The sequence below is a fragment of the Photorhabdus temperata genome (assembly GCF_025384845.1).
GTDB classification, from domain to species: domain Bacteria; phylum Pseudomonadota; class Gammaproteobacteria; order Enterobacterales; family Enterobacteriaceae; genus Photorhabdus; species Photorhabdus temperata.
In genome coordinates this window covers 99,658-116,426 of sequence record NZ_JAJAFX010000003.1, presented here as the reverse complement: position 1 = coordinate 116,426, position 16,769 = coordinate 99,658, and the positions used below count along the sequence as shown (strand labels likewise).

16 protein-coding genes are annotated in these 16,769 nt (G+C 43.6%); 10 read left to right on the top strand and 6 right to left on the bottom strand.

Going from position 1 to position 16,769, the window contains the following annotated elements; genetic code table 11:
• Positions 1–161 precede the first annotated feature (161 nt).
• Together LGZ99_RS02090 and LGZ99_RS02085 are read right to left on the bottom strand one after the other, a co-directional pair.
• Complete coding sequence (locus LGZ99_RS02090; RefSeq protein WP_036836947.1) at positions 162–3,311, bottom strand: efflux RND transporter permease subunit; 3,150 nt, start codon at positions 3,309–3,311, stop codon at positions 162–164.
• Between the two features lie 18 nt (positions 3,312–3,329).
• On the bottom strand, positions 3,330–4,523 hold the full coding sequence (locus LGZ99_RS02085) for an efflux RND transporter periplasmic adaptor subunit (protein ID WP_021323853.1): 1,194 nt from the start codon (positions 4,521–4,523) through the stop codon (positions 3,330–3,332).
• A 129-nt stretch (positions 4,524–4,652) separates the two neighbouring features.
• Here LGZ99_RS02085 and acrR point away from each other — a divergent pair, with 129 nt between their 5' ends.
• From acrR to LGZ99_RS02065, 4 genes are all read left to right on the top strand, one after another.
• Positions 4,653–5,294: a multidrug efflux transporter transcriptional repressor AcrR gene (gene acrR, locus LGZ99_RS02080; protein ID WP_021323852.1), complete on the top strand. Its 642-nt coding sequence runs from the start codon at positions 4,653–4,655 to the stop codon at positions 5,292–5,294.
• A 417-nt stretch (positions 5,295–5,711) separates the two neighbouring features.
• A complete protein-coding gene (locus tag LGZ99_RS02075) occupies positions 5,712–6,386 on the top strand; it encodes an energy-coupling factor ABC transporter ATP-binding protein (protein WP_021323851.1) in 675 nt (224 codons plus the stop codon).
• Positions 6,383–7,012: an energy-coupling factor transporter transmembrane component T family protein gene (locus LGZ99_RS02070; RefSeq protein WP_021323850.1), complete on the top strand. Its 630-nt coding sequence runs from the start codon at positions 6,383–6,385 to the stop codon at positions 7,010–7,012. Before LGZ99_RS02075 ends, LGZ99_RS02070 begins: the two co-directional genes overlap by 4 nt.
• Positions 7,013–7,050: 38 nt before the next feature.
• On the top strand, positions 7,051–7,599 hold the full coding sequence (locus LGZ99_RS02065; protein WP_023043771.1) for a biotin transporter BioY: 549 nt from the start codon (positions 7,051–7,053) through the stop codon (positions 7,597–7,599).
• Here the strand turns inward: LGZ99_RS02065 and LGZ99_RS02060 are convergent.
• Both LGZ99_RS02060 and LGZ99_RS02055 read right to left on the bottom strand, forming a co-directional pair.
• The gene (locus tag LGZ99_RS02060) at positions 7,596–8,501 is read right to left on the bottom strand and encodes a DMT family transporter (protein WP_036836946.1); all 906 of its coding nucleotides are present in this window, start codon (positions 8,499–8,501) and stop codon (positions 7,596–7,598) included. The two genes, LGZ99_RS02065 and LGZ99_RS02060, sit on opposite strands and share 4 nt — an antisense overlap.
• 31 nt (positions 8,502–8,532) lie before the next feature.
• Positions 8,533–9,297 (bottom strand): 2OG-Fe(II)-dependent halogenase WelO5 family protein, encoded by a 765-nt coding sequence (locus LGZ99_RS02055; protein WP_036836944.1) that lies wholly within the window; start codon positions 9,295–9,297, stop codon positions 8,533–8,535.
• Positions 9,298–9,426: 129 nt separating this feature from the next.
• Between LGZ99_RS02055 and LGZ99_RS02050 the strand changes: the two genes are divergently transcribed.
• Positions 9,427–9,864, top strand: coding sequence for a DUF1284 domain-containing protein (locus tag LGZ99_RS02050; RefSeq protein WP_021323847.1), 438 nt, complete (start codon positions 9,427–9,429; stop codon positions 9,862–9,864).
• A gap of 118 nt (positions 9,865–9,982) precedes the next feature.
• Here the strand turns inward: LGZ99_RS02050 and rsmS are convergent, their stop codons facing one another.
• Both rsmS and priC read right to left on the bottom strand, forming a co-directional pair.
• Complete coding sequence (gene rsmS, locus LGZ99_RS02045; RefSeq protein ID WP_021323846.1) at positions 9,983–10,150, bottom strand: pleiotropic regulatory protein RsmS; 168 nt, start codon at positions 10,148–10,150, stop codon at positions 9,983–9,985.
• 21 nt (positions 10,151–10,171) lie between these two features.
• A complete protein-coding gene (gene priC, locus LGZ99_RS02040) occupies positions 10,172–10,714 on the bottom strand; it encodes a primosomal replication protein PriC (RefSeq protein WP_021323845.1) in 543 nt (180 codons plus the stop codon).
• A gap of 142 nt (positions 10,715–10,856) precedes the next feature.
• Here priC and apt point away from each other — a divergent pair, with 142 nt between their 5' ends.
• The 5 genes from apt (at position 10,857) to htpG (ending at position 16,653) form a co-directional block, all read left to right on the top strand.
• Complete coding sequence (apt, locus tag LGZ99_RS02035) at positions 10,857–11,408, top strand: adenine phosphoribosyltransferase (RefSeq protein ID WP_036836943.1); 552 nt, start codon at positions 10,857–10,859, stop codon at positions 11,406–11,408.
• 97 nt (positions 11,409–11,505) lie between these two features.
• Positions 11,506–13,488: a DNA polymerase III subunit gamma/tau gene (gene dnaX / locus LGZ99_RS02030; RefSeq protein WP_021323843.1), complete on the top strand. Its 1,983-nt coding sequence runs from the start codon at positions 11,506–11,508 to the stop codon at positions 13,486–13,488.
• Positions 13,489–13,543: 55 nt separating this feature from the next.
• The gene (locus tag LGZ99_RS02025) at positions 13,544–13,873 is read left to right on the top strand and encodes a YbaB/EbfC family nucleoid-associated protein (RefSeq protein ID WP_021323842.1); all 330 of its coding nucleotides are present in this window, start codon (positions 13,544–13,546) and stop codon (positions 13,871–13,873) included.
• Entirely contained in the window at positions 13,873–14,478 is a 606-nt protein-coding gene (recR, locus tag LGZ99_RS02020; RefSeq protein ID WP_021323841.1) for a recombination mediator RecR, read from the top strand. The genes LGZ99_RS02025 and recR overlap by 1 nt, the downstream gene beginning before the upstream one ends.
• A gap of 282 nt (positions 14,479–14,760) precedes the next feature.
• Entirely contained in the window at positions 14,761–16,653 is a 1,893-nt protein-coding gene (gene htpG, locus LGZ99_RS02015; RefSeq protein WP_021323840.1) for a molecular chaperone HtpG, read from the top strand.
• Positions 16,654–16,769: the final 116 nt, after the last annotated feature.

Genomic DNA, 16,769 nt, shown 5'->3' with positions numbered 1-16,769 from the left:
TAAAGATATTTTCTACTCATAAGCGGTAATTTTAATTAAATTTGAACGAATTTATGTAAGAGTTCAGCGAGTAGATTAGTGGTCAGAATCTTGCCTGATACAGGCAACTATTATATTTAAGAAGGCCGTTAAAACGGCCTTCTGATTATTGTTTAGTTGCATTAGTGAGATTCTGACGCAGGTTCAATCTCCTCAGCTTTCTTACTAAAACGTCGTCTGATAACGACAAAGAACACCGGTACGAAAAAGATAGCCAGCGAGGTTGCAGCAATCATTCCGCCCAATACCCCGGTACCCACTGCGTTTTGAGAGCCGGAGCCTGCACCATTACTCAGTACTAGAGGGATAACACCCAGCATAAATGCCAGTGATGTCATTAGGATTGGGCGAAGACGCATTCTTACGGCATCTAGCGTAGCTTCTATCAACCCTTTTCCTTCTTTTTCCATCAGGTCCTTAGCGAACTCAACGATTAGGATTGCGTTCTTTGCCGATAAGCCGATGGTAGTCAGTAAGCCAACTTTAAAGTAAACATCGTTATCCAAGCCTCGGAATGTTGTTGCTAACAAGGCTCCAACGATACCCAGTGGTACTACCAGCATAACTGAGAATGGAATTGACCAGCTTTCATACAGTGCAGCCAGACAGAGGAATACCACTATCAATGACAGTGCATACAGAGCAGGCGCCTGATTACCTGACAGGCGTTCCTGATAAGACATACCTGTCCAGTCGAAACCGATTCCATTTGGTAACTGGGATGCTAATTCTTCCATCAGAGCCATTGCATCACCGGTACTTTTACCTGGCGCTGCTTCACCCAGAATTTCCATTGATGGCAAACCATTGTAACGTTCCAAACGTGGCGAGCCATAGGTCCATGGTTCTTTAGACATATCTGCGAAGGCAGATAATGGAACCATTTCGCCGTGTTTGTTACGAACATACAGTTTGTAGATATCACTTGGCAGCATACGATAAGGTGCTTCTGATTGAACATAAACTTTTTTGACACGACCACGGTCGATAAAGTCGTTCACATAGTTGCCACCAAACATCGTGCTTAGTGTCGAGTTGATATCAGAGATGGAAACACCTAAAGCTTCCGCCTTTTCCTGATCAATCCTAATCCGATACTGAGGGGTATCTTCCTGACCATTAGGGCGAACACCTACTAACATATCTGGATGTTTTTGTATCATGCCAAGCAATTGGTTACGTGCTTCGGTCAGTTTATTATGCCCAAGGTTCGCTTTGTCAATTAATTCAAAATCAAAACCAGTTGCTGAACCTAACTCGACAATTGCTGGAATGTTAAAGGCAAAAACCATACCTTCTTTGATTTTTTGGAAGTGAGCACTTGCTCTGGCAACAATGGCAGGCACTTTGCTCTCTTCATCAGAGCGCTCACTCCAGTCTTTCAGGCTTATAAATGCCAGACCAGTGTTTTGCCCCTGACCACTGAAACCAAAGCCACTTACTGTAAATACAGAAACCACAAGATCTTTTTCTTCTGTATTGAAGTAGTCACTTATTCTATCCAGAACTTTCTGTGTCTGTTCTTGAGTTGCACCTGAAGGTAATTGAACCATTGTCAGCAATACCCCTTGATCTTCTTCAGGAAGGAAGGAGGATGGCAGACGAGTGAACATGACAGCCATACCAGCAACCAGCAATACATAAATTACCAGGTAGCGGCCTGTATTGCGCAGAATACGGCCGATACTATCAGTATAGTGGTGGGTACTTTTATCAAATATGCGGTTAAACCAGCCAAAGATTCCGGTCTGTTTACCGTGACTGCCTTTAGCAATGGGTTTCAATATGGTGGCACACAGAGCAGGCGTCAGGATTAATGCTACCAGTACAGACAGTACCATTGCAGATACGATGGTGATCGAGAATTGACGATAAATCGCACCGGTTGAACCACCGAAGAAAGCCATTGGGACAAATACAGCAGACAGCACCATGGCAATACCAACCAGGGCGCTTTGGATTTGCCCCATTGATTTCCTGGTTGCTTCCTTCGGAGATAGACCTTCTTCCTGCATAACACGTTCAACGTTTTCCACCACCACAATGGCATCATCTACCAGTAAGCCAATGGCGAGAACCATGGCAAACATAGTTAATGTATTTATTGAATAACCAAATGTGGCAAGTATTGCAAATGTTCCCAGTAATACGACAGGAACCGCAATGGTTGGAATAAGTGTTGCTCGGAAGTTTTGTAGGAATAGGTACATAACCACGAACACCAGCATAATTGCTTCAACTAGTGTTTTAACTACTTCGTTAATAGAGATTTTAACGAATGGAGTGGTGTCATATGGATAGACGATTTTCAGCCCATGAGGGAAGAAAGGCTCCATATTTTTTAGCGCTTCTTTTACCGCTTTTGACGTATCCAGAGCGTTAGCGCCTGTTGCTAGTTTGATACCGACACCAGCAGCTGGTTTACCGTTAAAGCGGGCAATGATATTGTAACTTTCTGCTCCTAATTCCACTTTTGCCACATCTTTCAGACGGATCTGAGAACCATCAGTATTAACGCGCAGAAGAATATTGCTGAACTCTTCCGGTGAAGTCAGACGTGTTTGGGCAATAATAGAAGCATTCAGCCGTTGACCTGGAACTGGAGGGGTTCCCCCTAACTGACCGGCGGCTATTTGGTTATTTTGAGCTTTGATTGCATTTATTACATCCAGAGTCGTCATTTTGTAGTCAACGAGCTTGTCAGGATTTAACCAAATGCGCATTGCATATTGGTTACCAAACAGCATTGAATCACCCACACCAGTTACACGGCTTAACGGGTCTTTAACGTTTGCGCCAACATAGTCAGCGATATCCTCCTGTGACATGGAGCCATCTTCAGAAATGAACCCTGCAACCATTAGGAAAGAACTGGTGGACTTATCCACATGTATCCCTTGCTGCTGTACTTCTTGTGGTAACAGAGGCATAGCCAGTTGCAGCTTGTTCTGTACCTGTACCTGTGCGATGTCAGGATTAGTACCCGCTTCAAAGGTTAGCGTGATATTCATGTTGCCAGCAGAGTCACTGTCGGAAGACATATAAACCAGATTATCGATACCATTCATATTCTGTTCGATAACCTGAGTAACTGTGTTTTGCACAGTGGTGGCATCTGCGCCGGGATAAGTTGCGGAGATAGAAATTGCCGGCGGTGCGATAGTTGGGTACTGCGCCACGGGTAATTTCATAATTGCCAGCAGCCCAGCCAGCATGGTAATAATTGAGATTACCCATGCAAAGATTGGCCGATCTATAAAAAACTTAGGCATGAATCACCGACTCCTTAATTAAGACTTTTTTGCAGGTTCAGCTTGGTTCGCAGCAGGTTTTGCATCTAAATCCACTTCTTCTGCTTTAACTGGTATGCCAGGTTGAATTTTTTGCAAGCCAGTAACGATAACCCGATCACCTGTTTTCAGACCGGAAGTTACCAGCCATTTGTCACCAATGGCTTGGCTTGCCGTGATAACGCGTGGTTCGACTTTTTCGTCTTTACCGACCACCATAACCGTAGCTTCGCCACGAGGTGTGCGGGTAATTCCTTGCTGAGGAACCAATATTGCATCCCGACGAATACCTTCTTCCAGTTTTGCGCGAACAAACATACCTGGTAGTAATTTTTCATTTGGGTTAGGGAATATTGCACGGATGGTGATAGAACCCGTTGTTTCATTTACAGTGATATCGGAGAATTCCAGATAGCCTGTTTCACTGTAATTTTTACCATCTTCCATAACCAGGTGAACTTTAGCTTTACTACCCTCTTTCTGTACAATACCTCTGGTGATTTCATTTTTAAGACGCAGATAGTCATCACTTGACTGAGTGACATCCACATAAATTGGATCCAACTGTTGAACGGTTGTCAGTGCTGTTGGTTGACCAACAGAAACCAGAGCACCTTCAGTTATAGTCGATTTGCCGGAACGACCGCTAATCGGCGCTGTAACTTTGGTGTATGCCAAATTAATACGGGCAGTCTCTACAGCCGCTTTTGCTGCTTGTACCGCAGCATTCGCCTGTGCAGAGTCAGCGCTGGCCTTATCAAACTCCTGTTGACTAACATAGTTTGTACCTAACAGTGGCTTATAGCGATTCACTGTCAGGCGTGCTATCTCTGCATTAGCCTGAGCTTTAGCCAAATCAGCTTTAGCACTGTCATAGGCAGCTTGGTAAGTTGCTGGATCTATCTGGTATAAAGAAGTCCCCTCTTTTACATCACTTCCTTCTTTGTAGTTTCGCTTCAGAATTATGCCACCTACTTGTGGACGAACTTCTGCAATGCGTAAGGCTGATGTTCGGCCTGGCAGTTCAGTTGTGACCATCAGAGGTTCAGTTTTCAGCGTCACGATACCGACTTCAGGGGCCTGTTGATTTTCAGCAACTTGCTGAGAGTCTTTGTCGTTACATCCTGAAAGAGCTAAGCTGCCTGAGAGTACCAGTACTGTAGCCAGAGGCAAAACTCCCCTGTTTATTCGCATAAGTAAACCTCAATATTTTTAGATGTTGACCTTTCAATACGTAAAACCACTACTCCATTAATAGCAGCATGCTATAATACAAACATACATGAATGTATGTAAATCAGCTTCAGGTTAAAAACAGAGTATATGGCACGAAAAACTAAACAACAGGCTGAGGAGACCCGGCAACAGATTATAGACGCAGCTATAAAAGAGTTTTCTGAGCGCGGTGTCTCTGCTACTTCACTGACAGATATTGCCACAACGGCTGGCGTAACCCGAGGTGCAATCTACTGGCACTTTAAAAATAAAGTAGACCTGTTTTCCGAAGCTTGTAGAATAACAGATTCTAAGATTGATGAATTAGAGAAAGAGTATCAAGGAAAATATCCTAATAATCCACTCCTGATTTTAAGAACTTTAATAATTCATATCCTGACGTCGGTCGTTGATGATCCGAAGAACCGGCTGTTAATGGAAATTTTTTTCCACAAATGTGAGTTTGTTGGTGAAATGTCTGCGTTGGTGGCAGTTCGTCAGGAGCTGTGTGTTGCAGACTATGTTCGTATTGAAGAGTCACTTTCCAACTGTATTGCATCAGGTCAGCTTCCTTATAATCTTAATCTGCGACGAGCCGCTATCATGCTGAGAGGGTTGATAACTGGTTTGCTGGAGAATTGGTTATTTGCGCCAGACAGTTTTGATATTCAGAAAGAAGCTGAACCGTTAGTGGATAGTTTTATCGATATGCTTAAATATAGTGAGCATATGAAAGTCACAGAAAAATGAAAAACCAGAATAATAGAGGTAAATTCTATTTTGGTAATTGCTAACAATGCGGCTAATGGTCAAAAGTCATTATCTTATGCTCTTTGTTTATCGACGGCTATATACAAGGAATAAAACTTAGGAACTGAGCCGAAATTATTTCTAATATCGGATATTGCTGCTGCTGGCCTTGTAGGATAGTGACCAAAGAAAAACTGTAACTTAAAACAAATACTGAAGATTCTGCCTGAGCAAAATGTATTATTTAAATTCGGTGTAAGTAGGTTAAGTTATTTAATATCAATGGATTGTGTTTTTCTTGATGGAATTGAGGTCAGTACGAAGGTTAAGTTTGCTCTACGGATTTTGCAGTCAGATAGAGTGCTAAGTTGGTCCCGTGTTATGTAGCTGGTCACAATTGTTGAGGGATAACCATCTATGTTGGAAATACAAAATGTAACGCATGCTTACAGCGAGCGTGTGGTATTGAAAGACTTAAATTTGCAGTTGAAGGAAAGGCGAATTGCCATCATAGGTAGCAACGGTTGCGGCAAGAGCACATTTGCGCGTCTTCTTAATGGATTACTGGTACCGAAATGTGGTGATGTTTTGGTGGATGGTCTGAATACTAGAACGGAGGGTAAAGCGATCCGGCGCAAGGTTGGTTTTGTATTCCAGAATCCTGATAATCAGATTGTCTTTCCAGTTGTTGAAGAGGATTTGGCCTTTGGAATGAAAAATCTCGGTTTTACCAAGGAGACAATTCAGCAAAGAACGCAGGAGGCACTTTCACGATATGACTTACTTCAGTTTAGAGAGCATCCAGCCCATCTTTTAAGTGGCGGTCAGAAACAACTTCTGGCAATTTCTGGTGTTCTCGTGATGGAACCTGCTTACATAATTTTCGATGAGCCTACGACTTTACTGGATTTACGTAACAAGCGTCGTGTTGCTGAAGCAATCGATAATTTATCTCAAACTGTGATCATAGTTTCTCATGACCTTGAGTTTTTGGCGGGGTTTGACCGCGTACTCGTTTTTGATGATGGTCGTGTGGTTGTCGATGATATTCCCTCTGTTGCTATTCCTGAGTATGTAAGGATGATGTCATGAGCCTGTCTGGGTATGATCCTGGTTCATCACTTGTGCATCGAATCAGCCCTGGGTTCAAAATTATTTCTTTGATCATTCTGGGAACATTACTCTTCATCGTTCCGCGTATCGATCTTTCCATTGCAGCGTTGACAGGTATCGTACTTTTATACTTATTAGCCAGAATTTCATTAAAGACTGCCTGGGCGCAACTACGACCTGCTGTGTGGATCTTTGCGCTTATTTTTATAGTCCAAGTGTTTCTGCATCACTGGACTGCCGGTGTACTTGTAGTCATTCGTCTTGCCTCACTTTTACTGTTAGCCTCGCTTGTCACCCTGACTACTCGTTCCTCCGACATGATCGACGCATTGGAAAAGGGTCTTTGGTGGTTGTATTATTTTAGAATCAATCCAGGAAAAGTGAGCCTGGCTCTATCTCTTGCCTTGCGGTTTATTCCTGTTCTCGCGTCAATTACAGAAGAAGTACGGGAGGCTCAGAAAGCAAGAGGTCTCGATAAGAGTGTCATAGCAATTGCCGTACCCGTTATCGTGCGAACTCTCAAAATGGCAGATGATATTTCTGCTGCTATTGAAGCCCGGTCTTACGATCCAGGGTTTGAGAGAAAGAAATCGGGTAGCAAATAAAGCCTAGTTTGCGGTTTTATCGAAAAAAGGGGGATTAAATGTCTACGAAAGATATTGTTTATATAGCACTATTTGCCGCGCTAACCACAGCACTGGGTTTATTCCCACCGTTGGCTCTTCCCGTTATAGGCGTTCCGATCACAGCCCAATCAATGGGAGCGATGCTTGCCGGCGCTATTGTTGGTGCGAAACGAGGTGGGTTAGCATTGTTGCTCTTTTGTGTTCTTATTGCAGTTGGATTACCGGTAATGGCGGGAGGTATGGGAGGATTGGGGGTATTTTTCAGTCCAAGCGGTGGTTTTGTTTTGGCGTGGCCGATTGCTGCTTTTATTATCGGCTACTTGTATGAGCGGAATCTTGCAAAACTAAATACTTTTAAAGAAGCTGTATTTCTTGTCTTTGGTGGAATTGTGATTGTTTACGTGATGGGTATTCCATGGGTTGCGGCATTTGCCAAAATCAGCTTCTGGCAGGCGGCCATCGGTTCGATTGGATTTATTCCAGGAGATATTATCAAAATCGTACTGGTTATCTTAATTGCGAAAACTGTTCGCCGGGCCTACCCGACTCTTGAATCACGTTCTTAAGTATCGGTCTTTACTGCGGGCTGATATTTGGTTGTGATTACCCAATAATTGCCGCTAAGCGTCATTATTGTACCGATTATGGCCCAAACGGTTGGGCGATAGCCCTCTGTGACGCTGGAGATCGCTAAGGCTACAAGCGGAACGAGAAGCATTGTATAGGCCCCTCGTTCCGCCCCTAAACGACCGACGACGGCGAAATACGTGGTGTACCCAATCACTGAAGGAAACAGGATCAAATAGAATAGAGATGTTACGTAGATTGGTGATGGATCAAAGTTAAACGTTTGTTTAGTTAAAAGGGCATAGCCGAGCAAGAATATGGCACCATATCCCATAGAAATACCTGTCATTGGGAGAACAGTGACCCCCTTTCTCTGTAACTGAACTGCGGAAATGTTGGCGAATGAGAACGCGAGGGTTGCAGTGATAGCGTAACCGAATCCCGCCCAATTCCATTCATTATTTAAAAATTCTGGGCTGAAGACCAAAATTATCCCAGTCAGACCGACCATAGCACCGACCAGAACTGTCCATGAAATTGATTGCCGTAGGAAAAGAATTGCATTCACAGAGTTGAATAATATGACCGAAGAGTAGGTAAGGGCGATTAAACCGGTGGTGATTAAGGCCGCAGCCTTGTAAATCAATAAGAATGCGACAGCGAACCCGAATGCTCCAAGCACAGCGAAAGAGAGGTGTTCGCGCCAGGTATATGTGAGTCTTTCCCGAGAAATTGCAGTAATTAGAAGCAGCAATACCGACGCACATCCAAAACGGTAAATCAGGGATATTACAGGTGAAACATCAGTTAATTGCAATTTTGCCGCATACCACGATGTTCCCCCCGTAATGATCGTCACGACATATAGAACAACGGTAGAGTAAGAAAAGGCGGTCTTCATGCTCAGATTCCAAACATCTTATTGAAATGTATTACGACCATAAGATCAGATTTTTTTCATTTAACAGACCGATGAAGGAGCCTGTTGCAATCCGATTTCCGTTCGCTGGCAGGACGATATGAGGATTACTGGTGTTAAAAATGACGACAGAACCAACTTGAGGCAGGAAAGTGAAAGATTCGCAATCACCCAATAGCGAACTATCATATGGCTTATAGGTTTTATCAACAACAGTACTCTTGAATGGCTGATTATAGATTACTGTTTCCCCTCCTTGTGAAGGAGACGAAACATAGAGGTTCCAAGCGAGCTGGGTGGATATACCTCCGATGGCTAAATTTCTTTTAGCAAAAGTGGGTGCGTAGTCCACATGTAGATCTGATCCACTGGAGATAATACGGACGATACCGGCAAAATAGGGGCCAAGCCCTGGTTCTTCCGCGATCGAAATGCTGAAATCGGTATCGTGATTGATACGTTGTATGAATCGAACAACGGGATCAAAAGCTTGATTGGTAAATTGAGTACGTTCTTGCTCAGCTGCGTTAACTTGAGCGAAATATTCTTCTTTTGGGCGATCACGGTAGTGAGTGAGTGGATTTCCCAAGTAAAATCCCGGCCTACCGAATTCATATTGCTTTGCCTTCATGTCCAGTATTGCCGCAGAAAGCTGTACTGATTCCTCTGTAGTTGCAAAATCATCTATCATTACCGCCGGAATCTTGTTATCTATGATTGCCTGCAAGCTTTCTGATGATAATTTGACAAGTTCTTTTGATGCCCACCTTGACGACATGATTGCTGATTCCTAGTTTATTTTATTTATATTAGAAAAATTGATATATTGAAGGTTGGTGTCAACCGTATAACATTGTTTGTATAATAATGCAACACTTAGCTGCACTTCACACTTAGGAACGCAACAATGACAGTATCTCTGAGAGGTCATCACCTCCTGTGTATTCTTACCTACGCGGGCAACGGATATTCCCCTAGCTTTATTGAAAACTACAATAAGATTATTCCCCGAATTCAGAACGAAGATATCCTGATTGTAGAAGGACCAGATGATATTTGTGCTCCTTTGCTTGGAGAAGATGATCCTCATTGTTTGGGCAAGAGTGTCATTGTCAGGGATAGCCGTGCTTTGGAGGCTGTTGGTGCTCTGATGGGCCGATCAATTGAAGTGGGTTATACACTGAGGCTCGACGAAACCTATTTAAAACAAGCTCGATGGGCTTTTAACCTCAGGATCGTAAGATCTGCCTGTGTAGGTTGTGAATGGGAGCAGCTTTGCACTCGAATCGCTGCGGACGATTATGCTTCAACGTTTCTTAAACTCAGAAATGGAAAAAATGAATGACGACCTCAAGCCATTTTGCAAAGGCTGATCGAGTGCGTGAGAGCAAATTCTAAGACTAACAAATGTAGATCTTTTATGGTATCGACAAAGTATCTACGAGGTGTTTGTAATAAATCGCTCAATATTCCTTCGTAGATTGTGACTGCTTCGTTAACTTTGCTTGATAATCGTGTTTGACTATTTCCAGTGCAGCGAGTGCAATTTCGGGTGCGATTTCATTGCATTCCAATAGATAAATCAGATCAACAGCAAGCTGAACTTCAGGTGGTGCATGTTCGACTGACATAAAACTTCCTCATCTAAGTCGTTAATCCATGTTCTCTTTATATTCGATTGATTTCTCAATTCGCGTCAGAGATTGGCGGCAACGTGCTAGCCTTCCGGCTAATGCTGCGATTTCTTTCTGTATTTTTTGCTGATTACTCAGTGTAGTTTGTTGATTCAATCTTAGCTCTCGATCATTGATCATTGCGAGCAGACGACGCTCATAATCCTGATGTTCAGCCAGCTTGTGATACAGGTCAGTAGCTTGTTGTTTATGTTCGAACCTGCTCTCTTTTTTTCTCAGTGATTGAGTAGACAATTCACGCTTTAATGCTTCCATTTGAGCAACTAAACGCTCGGTCAGAAATGCGACTTGTTCCGTTCGGTTATCCTGAACACACTCTTTGAGTTGTTCCATGTTATGCCTGACTTCTTGCAGATAACCACGGAGTTTATCGCTGCGTCGGTTAAATAGAGTTTGATCAAACCGGGCAGTAGAAAATGGGATATCTGCCAGCGGTGTGAGCTCTTCCGCCAGTATATTGACCTGTTTTTCGAGTAAATTTAATAACGGTTGTGTACTCATTTATACCCTACAATGATTATGTTTTGCGAAGCAGAATTAACCTAGAACGACAAAAAATAGGCTGATGCATTTCATCAGTTGCTTTTTTTTATCAGTTTGCATAGATTTTAGCACTCTCGTGTTCTACTCACTGGCACCGATTATGACCGCAAACGCGCAGCAACTGCAATTTATTAAAGACAGTATTGAAACTATTCCTGATTACCCTAAACCCGGGGTTCTTTTTCGTGATATCACGACCTTATTGGATAACCCTCTTGCCTACCAGGCAACAATTAATCTTCTGGTAGAGCGATATCAGGACAAAGGCATCACAAAAATTGTGGGTACTGAGGCGCGAGGTTTTCTATTCGGAGCTCCAGTTGCGTTGCGTCTCGGTGTTGGTTTTATCCCTGTCCGTAAAGCAGGCAAATTACCTCGTGAAACATTGAGTGAAACTTACGATTTAGAGTATGGCAACGATACACTGGAAATACATAAGGACAGCATTAAAGAAGGTGATAAGGTACTGGTTATTGATGACCTGCTGGCAACGGGTGGCACTATTGAAGCAACTGTTCGCTTAATCCGTCATTTAGATGGTGAAGTTTCTGAAGCTGCCTTTGTTATTGGCCTGCCTGATTTGGGGGGGAGTGAGCGTCTGCGAAAACAAGGCGTGAACAGCTTCACTCTATTGGAATTCCCTGGTCATTAATCTGTTTATTTTCGTATTACTGACATATCGGCCTCGCTGTCTGTAGTGGGGCTGTGTTAGCATTGGTGCCCAATTATATTCAATTTTCCCGGTATCAATGAGCTATCAGGTACTTGCCCGTAAGTGGCGCCCACAAATATTTTCTGATGTGATTGGTCAAGAATATGTCCTGACTGCGCTGGCTAATGGTCTTTCCCATGGCCGGCTCCATCATGCCTACCTGTTTTCCGGCACTAGAGGTGTCGGGAAAACGACGATTGCCCGTTTGTTTGCCAAGGGATTAAATTGCGATACAGGTATTACTGATAAGCCTTGTGGTAAATGTGCTAATTGCCTTGAAATTGAACAAGGGCGATTTGTCGATCTCATTGAGATTGATGCAGCTTCCCGTACTAAAGTTGAAGATACGCGCGAATTGCTGGATAACGTGCAATATGCTCCAGCTCGTGGGCGTTTCAAAGTCTACCTGATTGATGAAGTGCATATGCTTTCCCGCCACAGCTTCAATGCGTTATTGAAAACGCTGGAAGAGCCGCCTGAGCATGTGAAATTTTTACTGGCAACCACTGATCCGCAAAAATTGCCAGTAACTATCCTTTCCCGCTGTTTGCAGTTCCATCTCAAAGCGCTGGGTGTTGATCAGATAAGCGATCAGCTCGAACATATTCTTAAAGCTGAACATCTGGAGAGTGACAGCCGTGCCCGTCAGCTTCTGGCCCGTGCTGCTGATGGCAGTATGCGTGATGCTTTGAGTCTGACAGATCAGGCTATCGCGATGGGACAAGGCCAGGTGACCACTGAAATAGTTAGCCTGATGCTGGGAACGTTGGATGATGAACAGCCGTTATCAATTATAGAATCATTGATTCGGGCTGACGGTCAGCAGGTTATGGCATTGGTGGAACAAGCTGCTTCACGGGGGGCTGATTGGGAGAATTTGCTGGTAGAGATTCTTTCATTACTGCATCGTATTGCAATGATCCAGCTATTACCTTCTCAACCAGAAATCGCTTCTTCTTCCATTGAAGGCCGTTTGCGGATATTGGCGAAAGCAATTTCACCGGAAGATTTGCAACTTTATTATCAAACTCTACTGATTGGTCGTAGAGATCTGCCGTATGCGCCGGAACGCAAGATGGGTGTTGAAATGACGCTGCTCAGAGCTTTGGCATTTCATCCAAAAACAGTTATTGAAGAGGTTGCTGCACCGGTTGTGCATGGACATCCTGCGGCTATCCCATCAATTGCAGCACAGTCGCAACATAATCATCAGGGCAATACGCCATCCGCTTACCGTATTGATGAGTCAATACCGGTGGGCAGTGTTTCTCAGCCGGAACCTCAGATACCTCAGGCACTTGCATCAAGCCCGACAGCGCAGTTGCTGAAAGCAAGGAGTGTGTTATCCCGGCAACAAGAGCAAACGCCACCAAAAAAGCCTAAACCGGCTACGCCTGTTAAGGCGAGGCCGGCAACCTCGGCACTGGAACGAATTGCCGTAGTGTCAGGGCAGCGACCTCAGTCATCAATAGCTAAAACACAGGAAGAAAAACCTGAGAAAAAAGAGGCTTACCGTTGGCGAGCCAAGAATATTGAAGAAAAACCAGAAACCCATGTTGCTACGCCAAAGGCTTTAAGAACGGCTCTGGAGCATGAGAAAACGCCGGAGCTGGCAGAAAAATTAGCTGAAGAATCCAAACAAAGAGATGCATGGGCTGCGGAAGTTGATAAACTTAAAATTCCTAAACTGGTGCAACAATTAGCATTAAATGCGTTTAAAGAGCAGATTAGTGTTAATAATATCTGTTTACACCTGCGTTCGAGTCAGCGCCATCTTAATTCTGCTTTTGCACAAAAATCATTAGCGGAGGCTTTAGGTGAGTTGCACGGTGTAACGATTGAATTCAGCATTATTGAGGATGATAATCCGGAGGAGAAAACTCCACTGGAGTGGCGACAAGCCATTTATGAAGAAAAATTGGCACAAGCTCGCCAATCAATTATTGCGGATAAGACTATTCAGACATTGCGGCAGGTATTTGATGCTGAACTGGATGAAGAGAGTATCCGACCGGTCTAACCGCGCTGCAATCTGTACCTGTTGTACGATGTAGCCATAGCGAAGAGAGAAAACTATGTTTGGTAAAGGTGGTTTGGGCAATTTGATGAAACAAGCCCAACAAATGCAGGACAAGATGCAGAAAATGCAGGAAGAGATCGCTAATCTGGAAGTGACAGGTGAATCTGGCGCCGGTCTGGTTAAAGTGACTATCAATGGTGCTCATAATTGCCGTCGTGTTGAGATTGATCCAAGCCTGATGGAAGATGACAAAGAGATGCTGGAAGACTTGATTGCGGCTGCATTCAATGACGCAGCCCGCCGCATTGAAGAAACTCAGAAAGAGAAAATGGCAAGCGTTTCCAGCGGAATGCAACTGCCACCAGGCTTTAAGATGCCATTCTGATGCAAACCAGTCCTCTCCTTGAATCCTTGATGGAAGCATTGCGCTGTTTGCCAGGAGTTGGCCCTAAATCTGCGCAGCGGATGGCTTTTCAGCTGTTACAGCGTGATCGCAGTGGTGGAATGCGTTTGGCTCAGGCATTGACAAGGGCGATGTCGGAAATTGGACACTGTAAATATTGCCGGACTTTTACTGAGCAAGATCAGTGCACGATCTGCGCTAATCCACGCCGTCAGCAAAATGGTCAAATTTGTGTGGTTGAAAGCCCTGCGGATATTCATGCCATTGAACAAACCGGGCAGTTTGCCGGGCGCTACTTTGTGTTGATGGGGCATCTATCTCCATTGGATGGCATTGGCCCGATGGACATTGGTTTGGATCGTCTTGAAGACCGTCTCTCCACAGAAGAGATTTCAGAGGTGATTCTGGCGACTAATCCGACAGTGGAGGGAGAGGCAACGGCCAATTATATCGCAGAAATATGTGTTCAGTATGGTGTAACAGCAAGCCGCATTGCTCATGGTGTACCGGTTGGTGGTGAGCTTGAAATGGTAGATGGTACAACTTTGTCGCATTCACTTGCTGGGCGGCAGAAAATTACTTATTGATTTTCTGTTAATGTCTTACCGTTTTGTCTGGTAGGAAAAGAGTACGGCTGTATACCCTGCATAGATCAAATCGTAAAGACGTTGAGGCGCTGCATTTATGTGGCGCACGCCTATCAATTCATTCCGCTATAGTTATAACCTATTTAAATATCTAACTTATTCGCGTTATTTGATACTCTTTTGAATAATCAAACTTGAAACCCGGCTTATTTATCCCCATCTGCATACTATCGTCTAATTTTATCTGTCTGAACTGGATTTAGATTGAGGTAACAAATGAGTATGAAAGGTCAGGAAACCCGTGGATTTCAGTCTGAAGTAAAACAACTTCTGCAATTAATGATCCATTCACTTTATTCCAATAAAGAGATTTTCCTTCGTGAGTTAATCTCAAATGCTTCCGATGCGGCTGACAAATTACGTTTCCGCGCATTATCTGCACCAGAACTTTATGAAGGTGATGGGGAACTGCGTGTTCGCCTCTCTTTTGATAAAGAGAAGAGAGCTATCACGATCAGTGATAATGGCATTGGTATGACCCGTGATGAAGTCATCGATAATCTTGGCACTATTGCTAAATCAGGCACAAAAGCTTTCCTGGAATCTATTGGTTCAGATCAGGCTAAAGACAGCCAGTTAATTGGTCAATTTGGTGTGGGTTTTTACTCTGCCTTTATTGTATCTGATAAAGTCACGGTACGTACCCGTGCTGCCGGTGCTTCAATTGATCAGGGCGTATTCTGGGAATCAGCTGGTGAAGGTGATTACACTGTCGCTGATATTGAAAAAGAAACTCGTGGTACAGAGATCACCCTTCATTTACGTGCAGGGGAAGATGACTTCCTGAATGACTGGCGTTTGCGTTCTGTTATCAGTAAATACTCTGACCATATTGCTCTGCCAGTTGAAATTGAAACTAAAAATAAGAGCGAAGAAGAGGGTGAAGAAGATACAGTAACTTGGGAAAAGATTAATAAAGCTCAGGCTTTGTGGACTCGTAGTAAATCTGAAATTACAGATGAAGAGTATAAAGAGTTCTACAAACATATTTCCCATGATTTTACTGATCCGTTGATCTGGAGCCATAACCGCGTAGAGGGTAAACAGGAATATACCAGTATGCTCTATATTCCCTCTCAGGCTCCGTGGGATATGTGGAACCGCGAACATAAGCACGGGTTGAAATTGTATGTCCAGCGCGTGTTTATCATGGATGACGCAGAACAGTTTATGCCAAACTATTTGCGTTTTGTTCGTGGCCTGATTGATTCCAATGATTTGCCGTTGAACGTTTCCCGTGAAATTCTGCAAGATAATTCTATTACCCGTAATTTACGTAATGCATTGACCAAACGTGCATTGCAGATGCTGGATAAGCTGGCGAAAGATGACGCAGAAAAATACCAGCAATTCTGGCAGCAGTTTGGCCTGGTGATGAAAGAAGGCCCGGCAGAGGATAATACGAATAAAGAAGCTATCGCTAAATTGTTGCGTTTTGCTTCTACTCATAATGACAGTTCTGCGCAAACAGTTTCTTTGGAAGAATATGTCAGTAGGATGACCGAAGGTCAGGATAAAATCTACTATATCACTGCGGACAGTTATGCTGCCGCGAAAAATAGTCCTCATCTGGAGCTGTTCCGTAAGAAAGGTATTGAAGTTCTGTTGTTGTCAGAGCGCATTGATGAATGGATGATGGGATACCTTACTGAGTTTGATGGTAAGAAATTCCAGTCAGTCAGTAAAGCTGATGAATCTCTGGATAAACTGGCAGATGAAGACAAAGCTGAACAGGAAGAAATTGATAAACAGCTGGAGCCGTTTGTTGAGCGTGTGAAAACATTACTTGGCGACCGGGTAAAAGAGGTTAAATTGACTCACCGTCTGACGGATACTCCGGCAATTGTGACAACAAATGCGGATGAAATGAGCACTCAGATGGCGAAATTGTTTGCTGCTGCGGGTCAACAAGTGCCGGACGTTAAATACAATTTTGAACTGAATCCTGATCATCAATTGGTAAAACTGGCTGCCGATATCAGTGATGAAACTCAATTCTCGGATTGGGTTGAACTGCTGCTCGATCAGGCATTATTTGCTGAGCGTGGTACATTGGAAGATCCAAACCAGTTTATTCGCCGTATGAATCAGCTATTACTGTCTGAAAAAGCTTGATTTAATTATTTTCTGGTCACGATTGTAAACCACGCCTCTGATAGTGAGATGGGGCGTGGTTTATTTTTTGCAAAAAAATATCACGAAATCGTTTCCCTGTTTTCTTGAGCGAACCC

What these genes read in the sequence shown, in the direction of transcription:
- LGZ99_RS02065 (WP_023043771.1), top strand. Translation starts at nt 7,051, where the DNA reads ATGTCTACGAAAGATATTGTTTATATAGCACTATTTGCCGCGCTAACC.
- priC (WP_021323845.1), bottom strand. Translation starts at nt 10,714, where the DNA reads ATGAGTACACAACCGTTATTAAATTTACTCGAAAAACAGGTCAATATA.
- LGZ99_RS02055 (WP_036836944.1), bottom strand. Translation starts at nt 9,297, where the DNA reads ATGTCGTCAAGGTGGGCATCAAAAGAACTTGTCAAATTATCATCAGAA.
- LGZ99_RS02085 (WP_021323853.1), bottom strand. Translation starts at nt 4,523, where the DNA reads ATGCGAATAAACAGGGGAGTTTTGCCTCTGGCTACAGTACTGGTACTC.
- rsmS (WP_021323846.1), bottom strand. Translation starts at nt 10,150, where the DNA reads ATGTCAGTCGAACATGCACCACCTGAAGTTCAGCTTGCTGTTGATCTG.
- LGZ99_RS02060 (WP_036836946.1), bottom strand. Translation starts at nt 8,501, where the DNA reads ATGAAGACCGCCTTTTCTTACTCTACCGTTGTTCTATATGTCGTGACG.
- dnaX (WP_021323843.1), top strand. Translation starts at nt 11,506, where the DNA reads ATGAGCTATCAGGTACTTGCCCGTAAGTGGCGCCCACAAATATTTTCT.
- LGZ99_RS02050 (WP_021323847.1), top strand. Translation starts at nt 9,427, where the DNA reads ATGACAGTATCTCTGAGAGGTCATCACCTCCTGTGTATTCTTACCTAC.
- LGZ99_RS02075 (WP_021323851.1), top strand. Translation starts at nt 5,712, where the DNA reads ATGTTGGAAATACAAAATGTAACGCATGCTTACAGCGAGCGTGTGGTA.
- acrR (WP_021323852.1), top strand. Translation starts at nt 4,653, where the DNA reads ATGGCACGAAAAACTAAACAACAGGCTGAGGAGACCCGGCAACAGATT.
- apt (WP_036836943.1), top strand. Translation starts at nt 10,857, where the DNA reads ATGACCGCAAACGCGCAGCAACTGCAATTTATTAAAGACAGTATTGAA.
- LGZ99_RS02025 (WP_021323842.1), top strand. Translation starts at nt 13,544, where the DNA reads ATGTTTGGTAAAGGTGGTTTGGGCAATTTGATGAAACAAGCCCAACAA.
- htpG (WP_021323840.1), top strand. Translation starts at nt 14,761, where the DNA reads ATGAAAGGTCAGGAAACCCGTGGATTTCAGTCTGAAGTAAAACAACTT.
- LGZ99_RS02070 (WP_021323850.1), top strand. Translation starts at nt 6,383, where the DNA reads ATGAGCCTGTCTGGGTATGATCCTGGTTCATCACTTGTGCATCGAATC.
- LGZ99_RS02090 (WP_036836947.1), bottom strand. Translation starts at nt 3,311, where the DNA reads ATGCCTAAGTTTTTTATAGATCGGCCAATCTTTGCATGGGTAATCTCA.
- recR (WP_021323841.1), top strand. Translation starts at nt 13,873, where the DNA reads ATGCAAACCAGTCCTCTCCTTGAATCCTTGATGGAAGCATTGCGCTGT.